The 23908-nt window shown below is 64.4% G+C and carries 17 protein-coding genes; 7 read left to right on the forward strand and 10 right to left on the reverse strand.

Going from position 1 to position 23908, the window contains the following annotated elements:
• Positions 1 to 56: 56 nt before the first annotated feature.
• From XH81_RS09640 to XH81_RS09670, 7 genes are all read right to left on the reverse strand, one after another.
• Positions 57 to 2033, reverse strand: coding sequence for an acetyl-CoA carboxylase biotin carboxylase subunit (locus XH81_RS09640; RefSeq protein WP_028139683.1), 1977 nt, complete (start codon positions 2031 to 2033; stop codon positions 57 to 59).
• Positions 2030 to 3646, reverse strand: coding sequence for an acyl-CoA carboxylase subunit beta (locus XH81_RS09645; RefSeq protein WP_028139682.1), 1617 nt, complete (start codon positions 3644 to 3646; stop codon positions 2030 to 2032). Before XH81_RS09645 ends, XH81_RS09640 begins: the two co-directional genes overlap by 4 nt.
• Positions 3647 to 3764: 118 nt before the next feature.
• Positions 3765 to 4631, reverse strand: a complete 867-nt coding sequence (locus XH81_RS09650) for a 3-keto-5-aminohexanoate cleavage protein (protein ID WP_028139681.1) — start codon at positions 4629 to 4631, stop codon at positions 3765 to 3767.
• A 184-nt stretch (positions 4632 to 4815) separates the two neighbouring features.
• Positions 4816 to 5616 carry a helix-turn-helix domain-containing protein gene (locus XH81_RS09655; RefSeq protein WP_028139680.1) on the reverse strand — a complete coding sequence of 267 codons (801 nt, stop codon included), beginning with the start codon at positions 5614 to 5616 and terminating at the stop codon, positions 4816 to 4818.
• Between the two features lie 231 nt (positions 5617 to 5847).
• Positions 5848 to 6504, reverse strand: coding sequence for a glutathione S-transferase family protein (locus XH81_RS09660; protein WP_028139679.1), 657 nt, complete (start codon positions 6502 to 6504; stop codon positions 5848 to 5850).
• Positions 6504 to 7667, reverse strand: a complete 1164-nt coding sequence (locus XH81_RS09665) for an acyl-CoA dehydrogenase family protein (RefSeq protein WP_028139678.1) — start codon at positions 7665 to 7667, stop codon at positions 6504 to 6506. The genes XH81_RS09660 and XH81_RS09665 overlap by 1 nt, the downstream gene beginning before the upstream one ends.
• 145 nt (positions 7668 to 7812) lie before the next feature.
• Positions 7813 to 8949: an acyl-CoA dehydrogenase family protein gene (locus XH81_RS09670; RefSeq protein WP_028139677.1), complete on the reverse strand. Its 1137-nt coding sequence runs from the start codon at positions 8947 to 8949 to the stop codon at positions 7813 to 7815.
• Positions 8950 to 9216: 267 nt separating this feature from the next.
• Here XH81_RS09670 and XH81_RS09675 point away from each other — a divergent pair, with 267 nt between their 5' ends.
• Positions 9217 to 10767, forward strand: coding sequence for an acyl-CoA synthetase (locus XH81_RS09675; protein ID WP_028139676.1), 1551 nt, complete (start codon positions 9217 to 9219; stop codon positions 10765 to 10767).
• Positions 10768 to 10842: 75 nt separating this feature from the next.
• On the forward strand, positions 10843 to 12066 hold the full coding sequence (locus XH81_RS09680) for an ABC transporter substrate-binding protein (protein ID WP_028139675.1): 1224 nt from the start codon (positions 10843 to 10845) through the stop codon (positions 12064 to 12066).
• A gap of 126 nt (positions 12067 to 12192) precedes the next feature.
• Here XH81_RS09680 and XH81_RS09685 read toward each other — a convergent pair whose 3' ends face one another.
• Together XH81_RS09685 and XH81_RS09690 are read right to left on the reverse strand one after the other, a co-directional pair.
• A complete protein-coding gene (locus tag XH81_RS09685; protein WP_028139674.1) occupies positions 12193 to 13677 on the reverse strand; it encodes a glycosyltransferase family 2 protein in 1485 nt (494 codons plus the stop codon).
• A 48-nt stretch (positions 13678 to 13725) separates the two neighbouring features.
• On the reverse strand, positions 13726 to 14496 hold the full coding sequence (locus tag XH81_RS09690; RefSeq protein ID WP_028139673.1) for a helix-turn-helix domain-containing protein: 771 nt from the start codon (positions 14494 to 14496) through the stop codon (positions 13726 to 13728).
• Positions 14497 to 14682: 186 nt separating this feature from the next.
• Between XH81_RS09690 and XH81_RS09695 the strand changes: the two genes are divergently transcribed.
• The 3 genes from XH81_RS09695 to XH81_RS09705 all read left to right on the forward strand — a co-directional run bounded on the left by XH81_RS09695 (position 14683) and on the right by XH81_RS09705 (position 18836).
• Complete coding sequence (locus tag XH81_RS09695; RefSeq protein WP_271596115.1) at positions 14683 to 16944, forward strand: marine proteobacterial sortase target protein; 2262 nt, start codon at positions 14683 to 14685, stop codon at positions 16942 to 16944.
• A gap of 166 nt (positions 16945 to 17110) precedes the next feature.
• Positions 17111 to 17680, forward strand: a complete 570-nt coding sequence (locus XH81_RS09700; RefSeq protein ID WP_028139671.1) for a class GN sortase — start codon at positions 17111 to 17113, stop codon at positions 17678 to 17680.
• 163 nt (positions 17681 to 17843) lie between these two features.
• Positions 17844 to 18836, forward strand: coding sequence for a glycosyltransferase (locus XH81_RS09705; protein WP_028139670.1), 993 nt, complete (start codon positions 17844 to 17846; stop codon positions 18834 to 18836).
• A gap of 10 nt (positions 18837 to 18846) precedes the next feature.
• On the opposite strand, the gene XH81_RS09710 is transcribed toward XH81_RS09705, so the two are convergent.
• Complete coding sequence (locus XH81_RS09710; protein WP_271596116.1) at positions 18847 to 20493, reverse strand: glycosyltransferase family 2 protein; 1647 nt, start codon at positions 20491 to 20493, stop codon at positions 18847 to 18849.
• A gap of 211 nt (positions 20494 to 20704) precedes the next feature.
• Here XH81_RS09710 and XH81_RS09715 point away from each other — a divergent pair, with 211 nt between their 5' ends.
• Positions 20705 to 22924, forward strand: a complete 2220-nt coding sequence (locus XH81_RS09715) for an acetate--CoA ligase family protein (RefSeq protein WP_028139668.1) — start codon at positions 20705 to 20707, stop codon at positions 22922 to 22924.
• Between the two features lie 146 nt (positions 22925 to 23070).
• A complete protein-coding gene (locus XH81_RS09720) occupies positions 23071 to 23901 on the forward strand; it encodes an MlaD family protein (RefSeq protein ID WP_028139667.1) in 831 nt (276 codons plus the stop codon).
• The last annotated feature ends 7 nt before the right edge of the window (positions 23902 to 23908 follow it).

Below are 23908 nucleotides of genomic sequence, written 5' to 3' on the forward strand. Positions count from 1 at the left end.
GATGGTGGGCACGGCGCTTCGCGCCTTTGACCACCTGCGATATCGCGTTCGCTGCGCTACCCTGCCCCGATCTCGGCCACGATCCTGCCCGTCGTCACCTGCTCGCCTTCGGCGACGTCGATCGCCGCCACCACGCCGTCGACGCCGGCCTTGTGGACGTGCTCCATCTTCATCGCTTCCAGCGTCAGCACCGGTTGGCCGGCTTTGACACGGTCACCCGGCTTGACCAGCACGGCGACGACGCGTCCGTTCATGGCGGCGCGCACCTTGCCGTCGCCGCCGTTGGCTGCGGCGGCCTTCGGCGCGGCGAGGGTGAGATCGGTGACCGCGAGAGGGATGCCGCGGTGCTGGAGGTAGAGCCGGTCGCCGTCGCGCAAGAACTTTGCGCTGTCCATCACGCCATCGTGGCGGAAGCGGACGGCGTCGGAATCGAGTTGGTCGATCTCGAACTTGTCTTGCCGGCCGTCGGCGGCGACAGTGTAACTACCATCGCGCTCGCGCGTGACTTCGAGTTCGTATGTCTGACCGGCGATCTCGATTTTCGCTGGCAACGGAAAGGTGGCGGCGAGGCTCCGCCCGCCCTGCCATGACGGTGTGCGCGGGTTGGTGACGTAGAGCAGCAGGCTCGCCAGCGCCATGTCGAATGCCGCGTTCGCGCGCGGTGCCAGCAGTTCGTCGCGATGCGCGCCGATGAAGGCTGTCGTCGCCTCACCCTTGGCAAAGCCGGGATGACGCAGGCAGGACATCAGGAACGCCTGATTAGTCGTCACGCCGAAAGCCGTGAGCTGCTCAAGGCCGACGACCAGCCGCGCCCTCGCCTCCTCGCGCGTGGCGCCATGGCTGATCACCTTGGCGATCATGGAATCGTAGAACGGCGGGATCTCCGAACCCGATTGCAGCGCGTGCTCGACGCGGATGCCATCAGGCACCTGCCAGCGCGCCATGCGGCCCGACTGCGGCATGAAGTCGTGCCCGGCATCCTCCGAGCAGAGCCGCACCTCGATGGCATGGCCTGTGAAGCGGATGTCCTGCTGCTTCACCGGCAATTGCTCGCCACGCGCGACGCGCAGCTGCAACTCGACGAGATCGAGCCCGGTGATCGCCTCGGTCACGGGATGCTCGACCTGGAGGCGTGTATTCATCTCCATGAAGTAGAACTCGCCGCTGGCATCGAGCAGGAACTCCAGCGTGCCGGCGCCCTCGTAACGCAACGCCTTTACCGCGGCGACCGCGACCTCGCCCATTTTCGCACGCAACTCCGGTGTGACCGCGGGCGACGGCGCCTCCTCGATCAGCTTCTGGTGCCGCCGCTGCACCGAACAGTCGCGCTCGCCGAGATGGATGGCGTTGCCGTGGCTGTCGCCGAACACCTGGATTTCGATGTGGCGCGGGTTCTGGATCGCGCGCTCGAGGATGACGGTGGGATCGCCGAACGCCGCTTTCGCCTCCGATCGCGCGCTGCGCAGGGCATCAGGGAACGAGGCCGCGTCGATGACGAGCCGCATGCCACGACCGCCGCCGCCGGCGACCGCCTTGATCATCACGGGGAAGCCGATCTTTTTGGCCTCCGCGAGCATGACCTCGTCACCCTGGTCGGCGCCCTGATAGCCGGGCACGACGGGCACGCCGGCCTTCTCCATGATCTCCTTGGCGCCGGCCTTGTTACCCATCGCCTCGATCGCCTGCGGCGAGGGACCGATGAAGACGAGACCCGCATCCTTGCAGGCTTGGGCAAAATCCTCGTTCTCGGCGAGGAAGCCGTAGCCGGGATGAACGGCATCTGCGCCGCTCGCTTTCGCCGCGGCGATGATCGCGGGGATGTTGAGATAGGATTGCGCCGGCAAGGCTTCGCCGATGCGCACGGCCTGGTCGGCCTGTTGCACGTGGAGGGCGCCGCGATCCGCGTCCGAATAGACCGCGACGACGCCGAGGCCCAGCTGTCGCGCGCTGCGCATCACGCGCAGTGCGATCTCGCCACGATTGGCGACCAGGACCCTGAAGAACAGCCGGTGCTGCACTGATCCGTTCCTCATGGGCGGGCCACCGAAAACTGCATGCGCTGAGGCGTCCGTGCGTCACCCTCGCGGCAGATCGCGAGCACTTCGGAGAGGACCGCGCGGGTGTCGCGCGGGTCAATCACGCCGTCGTCGAGCACGCGGGCGCTGGTGGAGAACACGTCCATCTGGCCGTCGAACACACCGATGATTTGCGCCTTCATCGCGTCGAGTTTTTCCTTTTCGACCGGCTTTCCGCGCCTCGCGGCGGCCGCTTCCGTCACGATAGCCATTGTCTCGGCCGCCTGCTCGCCGCCCATCACGGCGGTCTTGGCGTTGGGCCAGGAGAAGCAGAAACGCGGATGGAAGCCGCGGCCGCACATGCCGTAATTGCCGGCGCCGAACGAGGCGCCGCAATAGATGGTGATCTGCGGCACCGTCGCCGAGGTCACTGCCTGGATCATCTTCGAGCCGTGCTTGATCATGCCGGCTTCTTCGTAGGCTTTGCCGACCATGTAGCCGGTGGTATTGTTGAGATAGAGGATCGGCGTGCGGGTCTGGCAGCACGCCTGAATGAAATGCGTCGCCTTGTTGGCGCCGGCGGGATCGAGCGGCCCGTTGTTGGTGATGATGCCGATCGCCTGTCCTTCGATGCGGGCGTGGCCGCAGACGGTGGCCGGACCGTAATTCGGCGCCATCTCTGTGAAATCGGAATCGTCGACGATGCGTGCGATCACCTGCTTCATGTCGACGGAGCGCTTATGGTCCATCGGCATGATGCCGAGCAGCTCGTCCTGGTCGTAGCGCGGCGGCTTGAATTCCGACGCGGTCCTGCCCGGGCGTTCCCATTGCAGCGCCGCCATGATCTCGCGCGCGATACGCAACGCGTCGCGATCGTCTTCGGCGAGATAGTCGCCGAGACCGGAGACCTGCGTGTGCATCTCGGCACCGCCGAGCTCTTCCTCGGTCGCGATCTCACCGGTCGCGGCCTTCAGCAGCGGCGGCCCGGCGAGGAAGGCGCGGGTACGGCCGCGCACCATGACGATGTAGTCGGACAGGCCGGTCTGATAGGCGCCGCCAGCGGTGGATGAGCCGTGCGTGACGGTGACGACGGGCAGTCCTGCCGCGGAGAGTCGCGCGAGATTGCGAAAGATGTTGCCGCCGCGGACAAAATCCTCGACGCGGTAGCGCAAGAGGTTGGCGCCGGCGCTTTCGACGAGTTGCACATAGGGCAGCTTGTTCTCCAGCGCGAGCTCCTGCACCCGCAGCGTCTTGTCGAGGCCGTAAGGCTGCAGCGCGCCGGCATCGATGCCGGAATCGCTGGCGCTCACCATGCAGCGGATGCCCGAGACGAAGCCGATGCCGCCGATGACGCCGCCGCCGGGCACGCTCTTGGTCGCGTCCGGTACATCGAACATGTAGCCGGCGAGCGTCGACAGCTCGATGAAAGGCGCACCGGGATCGAGCACCAGCGCGACGCGCTCGCGCGGCAACAACTGCCCGCGCTTGTGAAAGCGATCCTTGGCTGCGGCCGACGCCGCGCGGGTGCGCTCTTCCAGCGCGCGCATGCGGTCGATGAGGCCGAGCATGCCGTCGCGGTTGGCGTGGTAGGCGGCGCTGCCGGGGGAAATGGTGTTTTCGATGCTAGACATTAGTGCTCCTGCCCGTCATTCCGGGGCGCGCGGAGCGCGAGCCCGGAATCCATACTCCCGATCGTGGCTATGGATTCCGGGCATGGCCTTCGGCCATCCCGGAATGACGGAGTGTGGCTTACCTGTTCGTCCCAAAGATCTTCCGCGCCTCGGCGGGGCTCGCGATCTCGCGGCCGGCACGGCGGGCGCAGGCAGCGACGGCTTCGATCAACTGGCCGTTCGACGTCACCTTCTTGCCGTCGGCGAGATAGAAGGTGTCCTCGAGACCGGTGCGCAGATGGCCGCCGAGCTCGGCGCAGCGCTGGTGCAGCGGCCAGATTTCCTCGCGGCCGATCGCGGTGACCTGAAAATGCGCCTCGGGACGCTTCAGCTTGATCAGGATCGGCAGCAGTTCCGGGTCCGAAGGCATTCCCGAAGCGACGCCCATCACAAAATTATATTCGAGCGGTCCCTTGTACATGCCGACCTGGGTGTACATGCCGACGCAGCGGACGATGCCGACGTCGAAGCATTCGAACTCGGGGATGGTGCCGACCGCATTCATGACGTCGAGATAGTCCTTCACCTTCTCAACCGCGTTGTCGAACATCATCGGTGGCCAGGCCCAGGTGTTGTCGGCCTTGACCTTCAGATAATTCAGCGAGCCGGCATTGCAGGCGGCGATCTCCGGCTTGGTCTCGCGGATGCAGTCGAGCGCGCCGGAGTAGTTCGGTCCTGACACGCCCGAGGTGTGATTGATGATCACGCCGGGACAGGCTTCGCGGATCGCCTGCTGGATCTCCCTGCTGACGCTCACCTCCCAGGACGGCAGATGTCCCTTGCCCGGCGCCTGCTGGCGCAGGTGGATGTGCATGACGGACGCGCCGGCATCGAACGCAGCCCTGGCTTCGCGCGCCATCTGCTCGGGCGTCACGGGGACATTGTGCTGCTTCGGGTCGGTGAGCACGCCGTTCAGCGCGCAGGTGATGACGGCCTTGTCGCTCATGCCTTGGATGTCTCGCACGTTGAGAATTCAACGTTGGCGATCATGGGATGGGCGGCATGCGGCTTCTTGCGCGGAGAAGCTGGAAAACACGACGAATTCGCAGGGTGGGCAAAGCGAAGCGTGCCCACCATCTTTGCCGAGAGGTGAGCGCAAGAGCGCCTTTGCCCACCCTACGAGAGCGAGCCTAACTCGCCTCCGCGAGCCGCACCGTCTCCGTGCTGCGATAGATCGCAAGGTCGCGCGAGCCGACGAAGATCGCGCGCGGCTTCAATCCGTAGAAGCGGCGGATTGAATGGCTGAAATGCGTCGAGTCGGGATAGCCGATGTCCTGCGCGAGATGGGCGAGGTTGAGGTCCTGGTTGGCGAAGTGCAGCAAATGCCGCGCGCGCTTCCAGGCGCGGAAGGAGCGGAAGGAGATGCCGGTCTCCTCCTTGAACAGATGCAGGAAGCGCGAGGCCGAGAGCCCCGCCTCCGCCGCGCAGGTATCGGCCGTCACCGGCTCGCCCGAGAAACGCTCGATGCGGGCGACCGCCCGGGTCACGCGCGGATCGAGCACGCGGCGGGCGAGCGCCTCGCCAAAGCACATCTCGTCGAATTCGGCGGTGGTGATGTCGCCATAGCGGCGCTGGCGCAGCAACGCGTAAGCGGCGAGGATCTTGCGGGCATAGAGAGCCTTGTCCGGCCCTCGCAGCCGCTCGGCCAAAGCCTCGATCACGCCATCCGGCATGCTTTCCGGCTCCAGCGTCACGCTGATCACGGTGCGATAGTCGCTGGCGATGGTGTGGCGCTGGTTCGGCAGGGTCACGATCAACTCGTCCGACGTGTGGACGTCGTCGATCGTCAGATGCAGGCTGCCTTTCACCGCGACGTAGATATGGCAGCAGCCGGGGGTCCGCTTGCGAGGGCGGCCGAGCAGGCCGGCATAGAATACCCGCTCCGGCGTGATCAGCATCAGATGGTCGGATTCGCGACCTTTATCTTCCATTGGGATCCTCCTCGCGCGGCTCTCTGGCCGCTGCGGACGGAGGTCACCTTAGCGGAAATTTGGGCGCTGTCACGACGGGATAGCGCTGTCAAAAGACACAGCGAGTCGTTCCGGGGCGGTCGATAGGACCGAACCTCAGGTGCGCAATTGCGCACCGGGGAACCTCGAGATTCTCAGGTGCGCAACGGCGCACCATAGTCGATGCTCCGCATCGCCCGGAATGACGCGTCCTTACGCCCTCACGCGCGGTGCAACATTCTGCTCGGCGCCAGCCTTCTGTTCCGCAGCAACCGCACGCTTGAAACCGTCCCGCTGCTGCAGGCGCGCCCAATAGGCTGCGACATTTGGCCCAAAATCCTTGGCGAGCCCGATATTGTCGGCCAGCCGAAGCGCATAACCGATGACAATGTCAGCGGCGGTGAAGCGGCCGGCGCACAATGTTTCAGCATTGGCCGTCGCTGCCTCGACGGCGCGCAACCGGCCCAGGAACCATTTTGCATAGTCGCCGGCGACCTGCGGATTGCGCCGCTCCTCCGGCTCGAGCTGGGTGTATCGGAGCACCAGCGTCTGCGGGAAGGTTAACGTGGCGTCGCTGAAATACATCCAGTTCAGGAACGCGCCATAGGCGGGATCTTCCGGGCCGACCATCAGGGGCGTCGGGCCGTGCTTGATGCCGAGATAGTGGCAGATGCCGGAGGATTCGGTCATCTTCGTCTCGCCGTCGACCATGAAGGGAATCGTGCCGAGCGGATTGAGCGCCAGATATTCCTTGGCGAAGACCCGCGGTGGGAACGGCAGCATCTTCAGCTCATACGGCAGCCCCATCTCTTCCAGCATCCAGAGCGGACGGAACGAGCGCGCGGCGTCGCAGTGATAGAGCGTGATCATCAAGAGCTTCCTTTGCTGCCGGGCAGCGTGCCCATCATCTTGCACAAGACCATCAGCATGACCTCGTCGGCACCGCCGCCGATCGAGGTCAGGCGGCTGTCGCGATAGGCGCGGCTGACCGGCGTCTCGTTGGTAAAGCCCATTCCGCCCCAATATTGCAAGCAGGCGTCGGTGAGCTCGCGGCCGAGCCGGCCGGCCTTCAGCTTGGCCATGGTCGCAAGCTTGGTCACGTCCTCGCCTGCGACCAGCTGCTCGGCGGCGCGATAGATCAGCGCGCGCAGCAGCTCGACCTCGGTCTGCATCTCCGCCAGCTTGAAGTGCACGACCTGGTTGTCGAGGATGCTCTGGCCGAAGGCCTTGCGGTTGCGGGTATATTCGATGGTCTGATCGATAATGTATTCATGCGCCTTAAGACAAGCCGCCGCGCCCCAGAGCCGCTCCTCCTGGAATTGGATCATCTGGTAGGTAAAGCCCTTGCCCTCCTCGCCGATCCGGTTGCGCTTGGGCACACGGACATTGTCGAAGAAGATCTGTGCGGTGTCGGATGAGCGCATGCCCATCTTGTCGAGTTTTCGCGCGACAGTGACACCCTTGGCCTTCATGGGCACGCAGATCAGCGACTTGTTGCGATGAACGGGCCCATCGCCGGTGTTGGCGAGCAGGCAGATCCAGTCGGCCTGGGTGCCGTTGGTGATCCACATCTTGCCGCCGGTGATCACGTAGTCATCGCCGTCGGAGCGTGCCTGGGTCTTGATCGAGGCGACGTCGGAGCCTGCGCCCGGCTCGGAGACCCCGATGCAGGCGACGAAGTCTCCCGAGACCGAGGGCGCGAGAAACTCGCGACGCACCTCGTCCGAGCCGAACCGCGCCAGCGCCGGCGTCGCCATGTCGGTCTGCACCCCGATCGCCATAGGCACGCCGCCGCAGGTGATGGCGCCCAGCTCCTCCGCCATCATCAGCGCATAGGAGTAGTCGAGGCCGGAGCCGCCGAACTCCACGGGCTTGTTCAGGCCGAGGAAGCCGAGGCTGCCCATCTTCTTGAACAGCTCGTGCGCCGGGAAGATGTCGGCCTTCTCCCAGTCATCGACATGAGGGTTGATCTCATTGGCGATGAACTTTTGCAGGGAGCGGCGGATGTCGTCGTGGTCGGCGGTGAATAGCATTTTGTCCTCTCGTCATTCCGGGGCATCGCGCAGCGATGAACCCGGAATCCATTTCTCTACGGAGTCTGGAGCCCGATGGATTCTCAGGTGCGCAATTGCGCACCATAGCTCGACGCTTCGCGTCGCCCCGGAATGACGGCGTCCGTCACAACCCCATCTGCCGGCTGGCCAGATCCTTCATGATCTCCTCGGTGCCGCCGCCGATGGCGTTGACCTTGACCTCGCGGTAGATGCGTTCGGCCTTGATGCCGCGCATGAAACCGGCGCCGCCGAAAATCTGTACGGCTTCCGAGGCGCAGAACGCCATTGTCTGCGTCGCCTGGTTCTTCATCATGCAGATTTCCGCGACCGGGCTCTCGCCCTGCTCGAGCCGCCACGCCAGCATTTCCAGCATCGCCTGACTTGCGGCGACCTTCTGCGCCATGTCCACGATCTTGTGACGGATCACCTGATGCTGCGCGAGCGGCTTGCCAAAAGTCTTGCGCTCCCTGGCGTAGGCGACGGCCTCGTCGAGGCAGACCCGGGCGAAGGCGGTGCAGCCGGCCGCCATGCCCATGCGCTCGCTGTTGAAATTCTGCATGATGATCTTGAAGCCCTGGCCTTCCTCGCCGATCAGGTTTTCCGCCGGCACGCGGCATTGGTCGAAATGCAGCGTCGCGGTGTCGGAGGCCCACCAGCCCATCTTCTTCAGTTTCGTCCTGGACAGACCGGGCGTGGCGCCCTCGATCAGGAGCAGGCTGACGCCGCCGGCGCCTTCGCCGCCCGTGCGCACGGCAACGGTCAGATAGTCGGCGCGCATCCCTGAGGTGATGAAGGTCTTCTCGCCGGTCACGACGTAGTGATCGCCGTCGCGTCGCGCCCTTGTGGCGAGGTTCGCGACATCGGAGCCGCCGCCCGGCTCGGTGATCGCGAGCGCGGAGATCTTGTCGCCTGACAGCACCTGCGGCAGCACGCGTGCCCTCACCTCCGGCCGCGCTGCCCGCGCGATCGGCGGCGAGCCGATGGTGTGGCTCATCAGGCTGGCGCTGACGCCTCCGGCGCCCGCCCGCGCCAATTCCTGGCTCGCCACGATCTTCATGAACTGGTCGGCGGCGATCCCGCCATATTCCTCAGGGAATCCCAGCCCCAACAGACCGATCCCGGCCGCCTTGCGATAGAGCTCGCGGGGGAATTCGCCGGCCTCGTCCCACTCATGGGCGAACGGGGAGATCTCCTTCTCGACGAAGCGGCGCATCATTTCGCGGAAGGCATCGTGCTCGGCGGTATAGAACGGGCTCTTCATCGCAGTCTCGCCTCGCGGACGGATTCGTCTCGTTTACCATGGCCGGAACATCGGCGGCTCACTTGCGCAGAGTGGCTGACCGAAGAACCACTGCGGCGCAGGCCATGGCCTAGCAACTCAACGCAAGACGATTTTGACCCCTCGCGCGCCAACTCCAAATAAAAAAAGACGTCGATGCACCAACTCCGGCTGGCCCCCAGGGCCATGCCGGGCATGGTGCACGGCAATAAGGATGCAGGCGGCACAAGACCGCCGAGGGAGGAATTCTTGGCCGTTCGTTACTACGACTGGATCATTCATCATGGCCGCCGCACGCCTGACAAGGTTGCGGTGATCGACCTCGCGAGCGAGCGCCGCTTGACCTATGCGCAGCTTGACGCCCGAGTCTCGCGCCTCGCCTCTTTCCTGCGCCACACGCTGAACGTCGCACGCGGCGACCGTGTCGCGGTGCTGGCGCTGAACACGACCGATACGCTGGAGGTCCAGTTCGCCTGCGGCCGCCTCGGCGCGATCTTCGTGCCGCTGAACACCCGCCTCACCGTTCCCGAGCTTCAGTTCATCACCGGCGACTGCGCGCCGAAGGTGATGATCCACGACGCCGATCTCGCCGAGACCGGGCTTGCCGTCGCAAAGCTGTGCGGCATCGCGACCAGCCTGCTGCTCGGGCCCGGCGGGTCCTATGAGGCCGGCATTGCCGGCGCAAAGCCGCTCGAGGCGATCGAGCAGGTCACGCTCGATGACGTCTCGACCATCATGTACACGTCGGGCACGACAGGACATCCGAAGGGCGCGACCATCACCCATGGCATGACCTTCTGGAATTGCGTCAATCTCGGCGGTCCCGCCTGTATCGGACCGTCCTCGGTTCTGCTCACCGTGCTGCCGCTGTTCCACACCGGCGGGCTGAATTGCTACACCAATCCCGTGCTGCATGCCGGCGGCACCGTGATGATCATGCGCGCGTTCGATCCCGGTACCGCGCTCGGCCTGATCAACGATCCCGCACAGGGCATCAACGTGTTTTTCGGCGTGCCCGCGATCTACCAGTTCATGGCGCAACACCCCGCTTTCCCAACGACCGATCTCGGCCGGCTGATCGTCGGAGGCGTCGGCGGCGCGCCGATGCCGGTACCGCTCTTGAAAGTCTGGGAAGCGCGCGGCGTCGCGCTCCAGCAGGGTTACGGCATGACCGAGACCTCGCCGGCCGTGCTGGTGCTCGACCGCGAGGATGCGGCGCGCAAGGCCGGCTCCGCCGGCAAGCCCGTGCTGCACACCGAAGTGCGCATCGTGCGCCCCGACGGCAGCGATGCAGATGTCGGCGAGCTCGGTGAGCTCTGGGTCAAGGGGCCGAACATCACCCCGGGCTACTGGAACAGGCCGGAGGCGAACAAGACCTCCTTCACCGACGGCTGGCTGCACACCGGTGACGCGACGCGCGTCGACGAAGAGGGCTTCTACTACATCGTCGACCGCTGGAAGGACATGTACATCTCCGGCGGCGAGAACGTCTATCCGGCCGAGGTCGAGAACGTCCTGCACCAGCTCGGGGCCGTCGCCGAAGCCGCCGTGATCGGCATTTCCGATCCGCAATGGGGCGAAGTGGGCCTGGCCATCGTCGCGGTCAAGTCGGGCCAAAAGCTGACCGAGGCCGATGTCTTCGCGCATTGCGCGGCCAATCTGGCGCGCTTCAAATGTCCACGCCAGATCCGCTTCGTCGACGCGCTGCCCCGCAACGCCACGGGCAAGATCCACAAGCCGACCTTGCGCAAGGAGTTCTCGGTGGCCTCCGAAGTCGACAGGAAAGTCGCCAACGCCTGACCCAAGCGCCCCTCGCGGGCGCTTTTTCTTTTTGAAGTGCCTGCCCTACCCAACAAGAAACCCCAAGGAATTTCCATGAAGAACAAGAAACTCGTCCTGCTCGCCGCGGCAACTGCCCTGACATTGCTCTCCACCCAGGGTGCTTTCGCGCAGAAGAAATACGACACCGGCGCCAGCGACACCGAGATCAAGATCGGCAATGTCGAGGCCTATTCCGGTCCCGCTTCCGCCTACGGCATCATCGGCAAGACCGAGGAGGCCTACTTCAAGATGGTCAACGATCAGGGCGGCATCAACGGCCGCAAGATCAACTGGATCTCTTATGATGACGGCTATTCGCCGCCCAAGACCGTGGAGCAGGTCCGCAAGCTGATCGAGAGTGACGAGGTGTTCCTGATCTTCAACGCGCTGGGCACCCCGACCCAGACCGCTGTGCAGAAATATCACAATGCAAAGAAGGTGCCGCAGCTGTTCCTCGCCACCGGCGCCAGCAAGTGGAACGACCCGAAGAATTTTCCCTGGACCATGGGCTTCCAGCCCAGCTACCGGGTCGAGGCCCAGATCTTCGCCAAGTACATTCTGAAGGAGAAGCCGGACGCGAAGGTCGCGATCTTCTATGCCAACGACGATTTCGGCAAGGACTACGTCGCCGGCATCAAGGACGTGTTCGGTGACAAGGCATCGAAGCTGATCGTGGCCGAAGAGAGCTACGAGACGTCGGAACCGTCGATCGACGCCCATATCGTCAAGCTCAAGGGCACCGGCGCCGATGTTTTCGTGAACATCGCCACCCCCAAATTCGCGGCGCAGGCCATCAAGAAGATCGCGGAGCTGGAATGGAAGCCGATGCATTTGATGACCGACGTCTCGGTGTCGATCGGCGCGGTAATGAAGCCAGCCGGCCTCGAGGCATCTGAAGGCGTGCTGTCGGCCGGCTATCTGAAGGACGCCTCCGATCCGCAGTGGAAGGACGACGAGGGCATGAAGAAGTTCATGACCTTCATCGACAAGTACATGCCCGGCGCGAACATTTCGGACGCCAATCTGGTTTACGCCTACGCCGCGGCCCAGACGATGGTGCAGGTGCTGAAGCAGTCGGGCGACAACCTGACCCGAGATAACGTGATGAAGCAGGCCGCCAGTCTCAAGGACTTCGTCCCCGACACGCTGATCCCGGGGATCAAGATCAACACCTCCGCCACGGACTTCGCGCCGATCGAGCAGCTCAAGATGTGGCGCTTCAAGAAGGGTCAGTGGGAACTGTTTGGCGATATCATCAGCGCCGAAACCGGAGGCTAGCTCGACGCCGGCCAACCTCGTCTGACCAAAGCGCGATGCGATCAGGATGAATCGTCATCGCGCTTCAGGTCGTTGTTTGAGCGTGGTCTTCTCGAAAAACCGCCAGGCACTTTTCCGGATCAGGCTCTAGGCTGAAATTGAAGCTCCGGCATCCTGGCTCACCTCGATGGATGCCACGGAAAGACCAAGGCGGCGGGAATCGCCAATCCCCCTCAACTCGGGGCAGGACCATGCCAGGATGGCGATGCCCGAGGGCGGCAGATCGAGGTCCATCGTATAGCTATCAGGGCCGATTGCGATCGCGGAGGCATCAACGTGCACGCCGTCGAGATAGAAATGCACACCGATCTCGCGCAGCGGCGCGCGCAAGGCGGGACTTCGGATCCGAACGGTGTTGCGGCCCGCGCCCCCCTGGATGCGAACGGCGGCCTGGGGCTCGCTCCAGCGGAAGGTGTGCCCCGCTGACGATTCGAGGGCATGGAATCCGACTTGCCCGAGAACGCGATCTCCCAGGAATTTCACCGCCGGCCCGGCATGGCCGCGAATGCTACGAATGCATTCGAGCCGCTGCAGATGGATCAGCGAGGCGATGTAGCGTCTCATCCATCGCGCGATCGCTTCGCTCGATCCGATCATCGTCAGCGCGCGCAGACCGAAATGCGATTGCAGGACGGCCAGGCGCGCGGCGAAGCGCGCCGGAAGATCGCCGCACAGAGCCAGTGCACCCCAATGCCAGAAGGCGCGCAGTTTTTCCCCTGGCGGCCTCCAGCCGCGGCCTGCAAAGCAGTAATGCAGGAGCGCATTCGACGCAGCGCGGGCGAGCGATACGTCGAATCCGGCCCATTCAACCCATTCGACTGGAACTTCGAGCAGCTCGCTGCCGGGCTCGCGGCGCGCCTCGCTGAGATATCGGATCTCGCCCTCGACGAAATCGAGCGTGAAGGTCTTGAGCTCGCCGATTTCGCCGATGTAATAATGATGGAAGCGCGCCTCCTCCAGATAACCGATGGCGTGACCTCTCGCGTGATAGGCCGCGGCCAGCACCCATTCGGCAAAATGGCCGAGCTCCTCGCGCAGGCCTCCGCATTCCCAATAGACGTCACGCCGCGTCACGAAGCACTGATCGAGCACCTTGCGCCAGGGATGCTGCTTCATGCCGAATTCGATGTCGGCCTGGTACATTGTGGCCTCGGCTTCCGAGAGCCTGTTATGGCAAATCGGCACCGAGCGGCAGGAGAAGGCGGCCCAGTCGGGATGCGCGTCGATCGCGCGGATGCACAGCTCGATTACTTCGGGCTCGGGCCAGCAATGCGACTCCGTGAAGAACAGATAACTGCCGCGGGCCTTGGCGGCGCCAAATGCGCAGAGCCCGATGTCGTGATCCGAAGCGGTGAATTCCAGGCGCGCCTGGTCGCAAGCCAGCACCTTCAGCTCCTCGCGCGCGGCGAAGTCCGGCGGCACCACCAGGATGATTTCGTAAAGCGATCTATCTGCGGTCTGCGACGTCCAACCGAGCCAGGACAGCTCCCATTGCCCGCGGTGATATTCGAGCGGGATGATGATGGAGAACAGCGGAGATTCGCCGATGCATGGGGCGCGCGCGTTCTGCATACCCCCTTATAGACGCAGGCAACGCCATTCCGGATTCTTTCTTGCGGACTATACCGACAGAAACAGTGCGAAGGATTCTTCCACCGTGCGGCGTAGATGCTTTCCGTACAACGCATGGTTGGCGTCGCCGGGCCCGACCCTGCCCAGCGACGGCCTCGGGACGTTCCGGAGCGGTACGTAGGCGATCGGCGCTGCGATCGGCGTGAGCTGTGAACCAGGCCCGGCGCGGAGCGTCGAGATGATGCCGTACATCTCGCCGGCGACCGTCGGCCGCGACACCGTGATCACGCGGTGCTGGCCGTGCTTGATGATGACGAGGTAGATGAAGCCTGACTGATGCGGGACGGCGACCTCGCCGGTATGCTCGTAGGCGGTATCGGTGCGATCGCCCTCCCGAAAGACCAGCGAAGACACCTTCGGCTCCCAGACGATCTCGGTGCGGTAAGCGAAGATCGCGTCCTTGTCGCCGAACGACGGCCGCAGCGTGATGTAGACGTCCTCGAGCCAGGTCACGGCGCGATGCGCATAGGAGCCAAGACTGTCGGGAGCGACATCGTTGGCGGCCTGAGGCGCCGCCACGACGGGGCCCTTGCGCAAGGAAACGCCCAGCGCCTGCTCCAGCCGGACCGTCGTCGCCAGCGTAAACGGCCGCCGGCCGCCGAGCACCTTCTCCAGCGTCGACAGGCTGAGCTTGGCCTGCTCGGCCAGCGTCTGCCGGGAGATCCGGCGTCTGGCGAGCTCCTCGCGAATGGTCTCGGCGATCTCGCGGCTCTGCTCGTCCGAAAGCTGCTTGTCGGTGAGTTTATCCTGCATCTGCATCGCTAACCCTGCTCCAGCACGGCCATTCTAGCAGGGCGGACAAATCAGCACAAAACCGCACATGGGCGCCCCACGGCGGCTTGCCCGGGCCGGCCGCGGCGGAACATGACCGATCATTCTGCTCGCGAAATCGGCCCCTCCCAGCGAATGCTCAGAGCCAGCAAACGTCCTTCCGGGAGCAGGCCAATGGACACCTACGACACAGCCGACAACGACGAGCACCCCATGTTGAAGGGGCTGATCAAGCTCGGATTGTTTCTTCTCGCGCAGGGCATCGCGGTGATGCTGATGGCCTTCGTGGCCCTGCTCGTCAGCTTCGGAACCAGTTGGTCGGCAACGACCGAGCAGGCCAGCCTGCTCCAGCCCGGCGACGCCAAGTCCGGCTCCCTCCTCCTGAAGGAGGATGGCGCCACCACCGAAGCGATCCGCCTCGGCACCGACATCGACATCACGGTCTCGGGCCCGACGCTGCGCGCGCGCGTCACCCAAATCTTCCGCAACCCGACCAAGGACTGGGTCGAAGCAACCTATGTCTATCCGCTCGCGACCGGCGGCGCCGTCGATACGCTGAAGATGGTGGTCGGCGACCGCGTCATCGTCGGCGACATCAAGGAGCGCCAGCAGGCCCGCGTGATCTACGAAGAGGCACGCCGCACCGGTCAGAGGGCCGCGCTCACCGAGCGGGAGCGGCCGAACATCTTCACCAATTCGGTCGCCAATATCGGCCCCGGCGAAACCGTGCTGGTGCAGATCGAATATCAGGAGCCGGTGCATCAATCCGGCAACGAATATTCACTGCGTCTGCCGCTGGTGGTCGGACCGCGCTACAATCCGGCGCCGATCGTGCAGAGCGTCGACTTCCGCAAGGACGGATCGGGCTGGGGCGCGGCGACCTCGGACCCGGTACCGGACCGCGACCGCCTCTCGCCGCCTGTGCTCGATCCCGCCAGGAATGCACCGGTCAATCCGACCAGCATCACGGTGCGCCTGAAGGCCGGCTTCGCGCTCGGCGAGGTCAAGAGCCACCACCATAAGGTCAAGATCGAAAGTCCGGACAACATGGCGCGTGTCATCACGCTCGCCGACGGCGCCGTCCCGGCTGACCGCGATTTCGAGCTGACCTGGAAGGCCGCCGCCGAGAAGGCGCCATCGGTCGGCCTGTTCCGCGAACATGTCGGCGACGCCGACTACCTGCTCGCCTTCGTCACTCCGCCCAGCGCCGAACAGACGACACAAAAGCCATTGCCGCGTGAGGTCGTGTTCGTGATCGACAATTCGGGCTCGATGGGCGGCACGTCGATCGTCCAGGCCAAGGCGAGCCTCTCCTACGCTCTGTCCCGGCTCCAGCCGACCGACAGTTTCAACGTCATTCGCTTCGACGATACCATGGACATGCTGTTTCCAACCTCCGTGACGGCAGACGCTACCCATGTCGGCGAGGCAACCTCGTTCGTGAGCGCGTTGCAGGCGCGCGGCGGCACCGAGATGGTGCCGGCAATGCGCGCCGCGCTGGCAGACAAGCTCGGCGACACCGGCATGGTTCGCCAGGTCGTTTTCCTGACCGACGGCGCAATCGGCAACGAACAGCAATTGTTCGAAACGATCACGGCGATGCGCGGCCGCTCGCGCGTCTTCATGGTCGGCATCGGCTCGGCGCCGAACACCTATCTGATGACCCGCGCCGCCGAACTCGGCCGTGGTGCCTTCACCCATATCGGTTCCGTCGAGCAGGTGGAGGAGCGCATGCGCGGCTTGTTCGCCAAGCTGGAAAATCCGGCCGTCACCGGCCTCACCGCGAAATTCTCCGAGGCCAACGCCGACGTGACCCCGGCGATCATCCCGGACGTCTATCGCGACGAGCCGCTGGTGCTGGCAGCAAAGCTCGACAAGCTCGCAGGCTCGCTCGAGATCAGGGGCCGCGTCGACGACCGTCCATGGTCAGTGACGCTGCCGCTGCAAAATGCCGCCGAAGGCAATGGCCTGTCAAAGCTCTGGGCCAAGCGCAAGATCGGCGATGCCGAAGTGGCGCGCGCCATGCGGGAGCTCGCGCCCGAGGAGGCCGACAAGGCGATCCTGGCGCTGGCGCTCGACCATCAGATCGTCACGCGCCTGACCAGCCTTGTCGCCGTCGACAAGACGCCGAGCCGGCCAGAAGGCGCGCCGCTCAAGCTCAGCGAATTGCCGATCAACCTGCCCGCCGGCTGGGATTTCGAGAAGGTGTTCGGCGAACGGCCGCAGGTCCCGGCACACTTGCGTGAACGCCATGCCGATGCGAGCACCTCACCCGCCGCGCGGCGTCCGACCCCCGCAGCGCCCGACGCGATCCGTCTGCCCAAGACAGCAACTTCAGCCGAGCTGAAGATGATCGCAGGCCTGGTCCTGATCGTGCTCGCCCTGATCCTGTTCGTGTTCAACCGGCGTCGGCTCTTGCTCACCGACGCCGCTTGAGAGAGGAGCCGCCCCGAACTCCTCTGTTAGCGCGCGCGGCTGCCCGTCCCATACCAACGGCCGCGCGCGTCTTTTTCCTGTCATTGCGAGGAGCGAAGCCACGAAGCAATCAGACTGCCGCCGTTCAGACAATCTGGATTGCTTCGCAATGACGAGAGTAGATGTCATGCCCCGCCTCTCATCTCCCCTGGTTCTGGCACTGATCGGCCTCATCCTGTTCGGCGACGGCGCCTACATCCATGCCAAGGCGTGGCTGGCGCAGGTGCTGCTGGAGCGCGCGTTCGACAAGAGCCTTGCGACGGGCGGGGTGATCAAACCATGGGCATGGGCCGATACCTGGCCGGTCGCGCGGATCGAGGTGAAGCGGATAGGCGCCAGCGCGATCGTGCTGGAAGGTACGAGCGGCCAGGCGCTTGCCTTCGGGCCGGGCCATATCAGCCGAACGGCTGATGCGGGCGAGCGCGGTGTTGCCGTATACGCAGCGCATCGTGACATACATTTCCGTTTCTTGCGGAATGTTGCCGTCGGAGACATCGTTGAGATCACCCGCCGTGACGGCAGGCATTTTCGCTATCGGGCGGATTCTTCGGCCGTTGTCCGTTTCGACGCGTCGGGCATCGATCCCTCGACGCAGGGTGTGGAACTTGTGCTCACGACCTGCTGGCCGTTCGACGCCGTTACGTCCGGGCCGGAGCGCTATGTCATGCATGCCACCTTGATCGAAGCGCGTGAATAGCGGTTCGCAATCGGCCCGTCCGGGAACGATCGAGCCCTCTCAAATCGCGCCGGACACGCCGGTCCATCGCGTTTGACGCGACCGTGAACTGGCGCCGTCAACCAGAGACCTGTAAGAAGGTCCCATTGATTATTATACGTTGTAATTTGCGAAAGCTCGATAGATGGACGACGAGTTCAGGCAGCGCCTCGAACAGCGAATGGAGCAGCTCGAAAATCGCGTCGCGCTGCTCGAAAGGAATCAGGATCTCATCGCCGCCGGGCAAAGGCGATCCTCGCTCCGGAGCCTCTGGCGGCGTCCGCCGATGTGGACTTTCGAGCAATATCCTCCGCGCCTGCTCAACCTGACGGCCTTCCCGCCGGCACCCTCGATCCACGAAAATGCACCGCGGATCGCGATGGTCACGCCGAGCTACAACCAGGCGCAATATCTCGGCGCCACGATCGACAGCATCGTGAGCCAGAACTATCCGAACCTGTATTACCACGTGCAGGACGGCGCCTCGATCGACGGCACGGCTGATCTCCTGAAGGGCCGCGGCGAGAGCATCAGCTGGAGGAGCGAACCTGACAGCGGACAATCGAACGCCATCAATCTCGGCTTCGCCGGCGTCGACAGCGAGATCATGGCCTATCTCAACAGCGACGACATGCTGCTGCCGGGGACGCTGGCCTATGTTGCCAACTACTTCACATCGCATCCGCATGTCGACATCGTCTATGGCCATCGCGTCTTCGTCGATCGCGAGGGACTCGAGGTCGGCCGTGCCGTGCTGCCGCCCCATGACGGGCGCGCGCTGCAATATGCCGACTATATCCCGCAGGAGACGATGTTCTGGCGCAGGCGCGTGTGGGACAGAGTCGGTCCGATCGACGAGAGCTTCCACTACGCGATGGATTGGGACTTCATCCTGCGGGCACAGGCCGCGGGATTCAAATTCGTGCGCCTGCCGCGATTTCTCGCCTGCTTCCGAATCCATGATGCCCAGAAGACGGCATCGACCTACGCGATCGGCGTCCGGGAGATGGGCATCTTGAGGCGCCGCGCTCTCGGCTTCGATCCGACACAGATACAGATTCGCCGCGCCATCGCCCCCTATCTCGCGAGGCAGGTCGTCTTTCACTACGCCCACAAGCTGAGCCTGCTGGGGTACTGAGCGGTGACGATCACTCACCTCGCGCCGCGCGGACGTCGTGATCGAGCCAGATCCGCTCGAGCCCGATGCCGAGAGGTCGCGCGTCGGAGCTCAGTCCGAGATCCGCGGGAGAGCGTGGATCGGATAGCGACAGGCTGATGGTCAACGTCCCGTCGGCGGCAATCGCGGCGGGATCGAGCATCAACCTGCGCAAGCCCGCGAACGCCTCTCTCGAGAATGTCAGTTGCTGCGGCGCTCCGTTGCCGACGCGGCAGGCCGCCCGCAATTGCGGATTTCCGTCGGAAACGAAGGCCCGGCACGCCAGCACAAGCTCGACCGGCCGTGACGGAATGGGATGGACCTCGAACCGGAGCACGCAATTCCTGCCAATGGACCAGGTGCCCCATTGTTCCGGCTCGCTCCATCCCTCGATCAACGCGGCGACGCCCGCTCCGCCATGCGCGAATTCGAGCTCCTTCACGCCGAGGACCGGCGAGGACACGGGAGCCTTCAGAGCGGCAGGATCGAGCGGCCCCTGATCCGGAACGAACTGCGCGATCACGCGCACTGCGTCCGCAATCGAATTGAGCCCAAGCGCAGAACCATCCAGCTCGTAAACCACACGGTTCGGTCCGGTCACGCGAACACCCCCGCGGGGTGGCGGCCGATCCGCAAGGCGGGCAGGAATGATGATGTCGGCGACGTCGAACCCATGCGTGCGGGCGAGTTCGCCGATGGTCTGCACGGTCCGATCATACAGGGGCGGCCGATGGTTGATGTCGGTCGCGAGCGCCTGTGCCAGCGCCTTGAAGTCGAGCCGCACATCGCCGTGATCCGCCAGCAGCAGACGCTTGAGGACAAGCATGTCCTTGGCGATGAAGAGCTGGAGGGCGTTGAGATCGGGGAGTTGGGGATCCTCGTCAATGGGTCCGAAATCGCGCGCCCCTCGCGGCGTCTCGAGCAGATCAGTGGTCTCGAAGAACAGCGCGTGACCGGTGCTGTGCTGCGAGAACCCGGCCATGCTCAGAGGCCGCGACAGTCGGATAAAACTGTCGGTCAGTGCGGCGTTGGCGATACCGGACGCCACGTCGGGTGATAGACCGATGAAGTAGCGCCCACCGATCGCGCGCATCCGATCGATGATGCAGCGGCGGACGAACGAATTGTAGATCATCGGCAGATGCGCATAGTGCGCCTGGAAGCCGAAGATGCGCGCCAGCTCGTCGCGTGACGACAGTCGCTTCACGGACGAGGTCAGGTCGATCTCGGCGAGCAGCCGGTTGCGGAAGGCCGGATGGTAATAGCTCGGCCAGTGATAGGTGTAGGCGCTCCAGCTCAGGAGATCGATGTTTCGGTCGGAGAGCATCTCCGATGCCGCGGCACAAGCGTAGGGCATCAGCCCGTCATCGTCGCCGATGAAGGCGACGTACTCGCCCGAGGTGTGGCCGAGCGCCGCCTCCCAATTGTCGGTCATGGTCAGAACGGTCTCGCTGGCAAAATGCCTGAAGCGCTCGTCCTTGAGGTCTGCAACGATCCTCGCAATCTCGGGATTACCGCCATTGTTCTGAACGATGAACTCGCAATCTGCATGCGCAGGCTGGCACGCCATGGTCGCAAGCGCGTGGCGAAGCGTGTCGGGACGATCGAGGGTCGGCACCACGATGGACAGCAGCGGCATGATCACCATTTGAGAGAATGAGGGTCACGGTTTCCTAGCATCTTGCCGGACCGTTCGCACTTTCGCCAAAAGTCTCGTGATGCTAGCCTCATCGCCAAATCTTTGTCGTCAAGTCTTGCCCATTCCGTCTCGCGGCATGGAGCGGCCAGGATCAGCCCCCGAAGCCGCCGCGGGGCGCGCGTTGCAACAAGAACAAGAAGTGAGGAAGCGCATGGAAGCTCAAGTGCCCGCCGCATCGGTCTCTCCGCGCCCATGGTCTCCACCGCCCGACGCCGGAGAGATCGTCAAGGGCATCCATGCCATGCTGCACCCGCACAACATCGTGCTCGTGGGCGCGACCGACAAGCCTGGCAATTATGCCGAACGCATCTGGAACAATCTGATCAAGTACGGTTACGAGGGCGGCCTCTATCCGGTCAACGCCAAGCGGGAGACGATCTGGGGCGTCCCCTGCTACAAGGACTTTGCGAGCCTCCCGGAAAAGCCGGATCACGTTCTGGTGCTGGTGCCGGCGCGCTTTGCGGTCCAGGTGATCCGCGACGCCGCGGCCGCCGGCGCACGGTCGGCCACCATCGTCACCTCGGGCTTCAGCGAATTGCAGGACGAGGAAAGCCAGAAGCTCGCGGCCGAATTGCAAGCGGCGATACGTGAGACCGGACTTGCCGTCACCGGCCCGAATTGCCTCGGCAACCTAAGCGCCGGCGAAAAGCTCTTCACCAACATCGATGATCGCATCGTCACCATGGAACAGGGCGCGGTGGCGATCGCCGGGCAGTCCGGCGCGATCGTCATGGCCATCCGCCAGGCGCTGGAAGACCGCGGTGTCGGTGTCGGCTACATGGTCACATCAGGCAATGAGGCCGGGCTCGAGACGCCGGACCTGATGCGCTATTTCGCCGAGGACCCAAGCATCAAGGTGATCGTCGTCTACCTCGAAGGCGTGCGCAACACCAAGGCCTTTCGCGATGCCTGCAAGGCGGCGCGCGCTGCCAGCAAGCCCGTGATCGCACTCAAGCTCGGCGCCTCCGAGGGCGGCCGCGCCGCGGCGATGGCGCATACCGGCGCGCTCGCGGGCTCGATCGAGACGTTCGACGCCGTTGCAACGCGCGAAGGCGTGATCCGGGTCGGCGGCCTCGACGAGCTGATCGAGACCACCGAGTGTTTCGTTCACTCCGCCGTGCCCAAGGGCGACCGGCTCGCGGCGGTCACGCTGTCGGGCGGCAAGCGCGGCATGCTGCTGGACGCCTTCTATGCCGAGGGCCTGAACTTTGCGCCGCTCAGCCCGCACGTCGGCTCCGAACTGGCGAAGATGCTCGGGCCGGGGTCTATCGTCGGCAACCCGCTCGACGCCGGCTTTGCCGCGGTGGTCGATCCCTCCGTCTACATGAAGTCGATCAAGCTCATGATCGACGATCCTGATATCGACATCGTCATCGTCGATGCCGAGCTGCCGAAGACGCCGCACGAGCTGCGCGAGCGCAACTTGCGCATCGTCGATGACATGGCGCGCCAGGGCGGCAAGCCCGTGATCTACATCAGCGCGATGTCGATCGGCTTCACCGACTTCACCAAGACCTTGCGCAAATCGCTGCCGCATCTCGCGGTCATGCAGGGCATGGACCGGGCGGTGACCGCGATCAAGTCGCTGCTCGACTACGCCAAGCTGCGCAAGGAGGTGCCCGACATCGTCTCGAGCTCGAAACCCGCCGCGCGCGCCGTGCTGGAGAAGGCGCTGAAATCGGCGAGCGGCGCCGCGCTCGACGAGGTCGCCTCGAAGAAACTCTTGAAGGCTTATGGCATTCCGATCTCGAAGGAAGCCATCGCGCAGACGGCAGCCGAGGCGGTGAAGATCGCCAAGCAGATCGGCTTTCCGGTCGTGGCAAAACTCGTCAGCGCCGAGATCCTGCACAAATCCGACATCGGCGGCGTGGTATTGAACCTCAACAGCGCAGCTGACGTGAAGAAGGCGTTTGCCGCCATCACCGCCCGGGTGAGCAAGTTGAAAGGCAAGCCCAAGCTGGACGGCATCCTGATCGCGCAGCAGGTCAAGGCCGAGCTCGAGCTCGTCGTCGGCGCCTCGCTCGATGCCGAGATGGGACCGGTCGTGCTGTTCGGCACCGGCGGCATCGACATCGAGCTGATGAAAGACGTCGCGCTCGCCGGCGCGCCGCTGGACGAGGCCGAGGCGCGGCTCCTGATCGGCCGCACCAAGGCCGGCATCAAGCTGCGCGGCTATCGCGGCAAGCCGTCCCTGCACGAGGCCTCCGCGGTGAAAGCGCTGGTCGGCCTGTCCAATTTGATCGCGGATGCCGGCGACCGGATCGCCTCGATCGACATCAACCCGTTCCTGATCAACACCAGGACGGGCGTAGCGGTCGATGCCCTCATCGTCCTCAACAACGCCGCGGCTAGGCGGGTTGCCGGGCATTGATGCCGTAGGGCGGATTAGCGCCAGCGTAATCCGCCAATTTGCACGACTGCTGAGGCGAAAACGGCGGGTTACGCTTCGCTAACCCGCTCTACGTACCATCCGGGCTCCTTCCAACTTGCCTGCTTTGGCCGTAAAACCTTCCCCGCATGGCACGCGCGAGCAATCTGGTGATCGGAACGGCAACGCTGGCGGTGATCGCCGTGGCGTTCGGCGGCCTGCTCGGCGTGCAGAAATGGCGCACCATCCAGAGCCGCAGCCAGTTGCGCGTGGTGTTCGAGGGCGGCTCGGCCAGCGGCCTGCGCCGCGGCGGGCCGGTCAATTTCGACGGCGTGCCCGCGGGCCAGATCCTGTCGATCAAGCTGGACAATCCGCGCAGGATCGTGGCGCTGGTGATGCTCGACAACACCGCGCCGATCCGCAAGGACACCGTGGCCGGCATCGAGTTCCAGGGCCTCACCGGTGTTGCCGCGATCTCGCTGATCGGGGGCGCGCCCTCTGCGCCGCCGGTGCCGCTGGACTCGGACGGCGTCCCCGTGCTGACCGCCGATCTCAGCGACGCCGAATCCATCGTCGACACCCTGCACAGTGTCGACCGCACCATCGTCAGCAACGCCCCCGCGATCAAGGAGGGCCTGCGCACGTTCGAGGACTACACCGCCGACCTCCGGAGCAAGGGTGGCGAAATCGACTCCGTCATGGCCAAGGTCGACAGCGCCTTCGCGGGCTTTGATAAGGCAGTCACGAAGATCGAGGGCGTGGTGCCCGGCTTCGTCGACGGCAAGGCCGACGAGCTGTTCGAGAAGATACAGGGGCTGCACGAGCTCGCCGACACCATGAGGAAGAAATCGGCCGGCTACCTCGAGGACATCCGTCGCTCGCTGCTCGACGTCAGCGAGGCCGCCAACAAGATGAGTGGGACGCCGGCCCCCACTGCCGCCCCGCGCCCGCCGCGCAAGCCGCCGCAGAAGAAGCAGTGACGCCTCC

This window comes from Bradyrhizobium sp. CCBAU 25360 (genome assembly GCF_028128695.1).
Classification (GTDB): Bacteria; Pseudomonadota; Alphaproteobacteria; order Rhizobiales; family Xanthobacteraceae; genus Bradyrhizobium; species Bradyrhizobium ottawaense.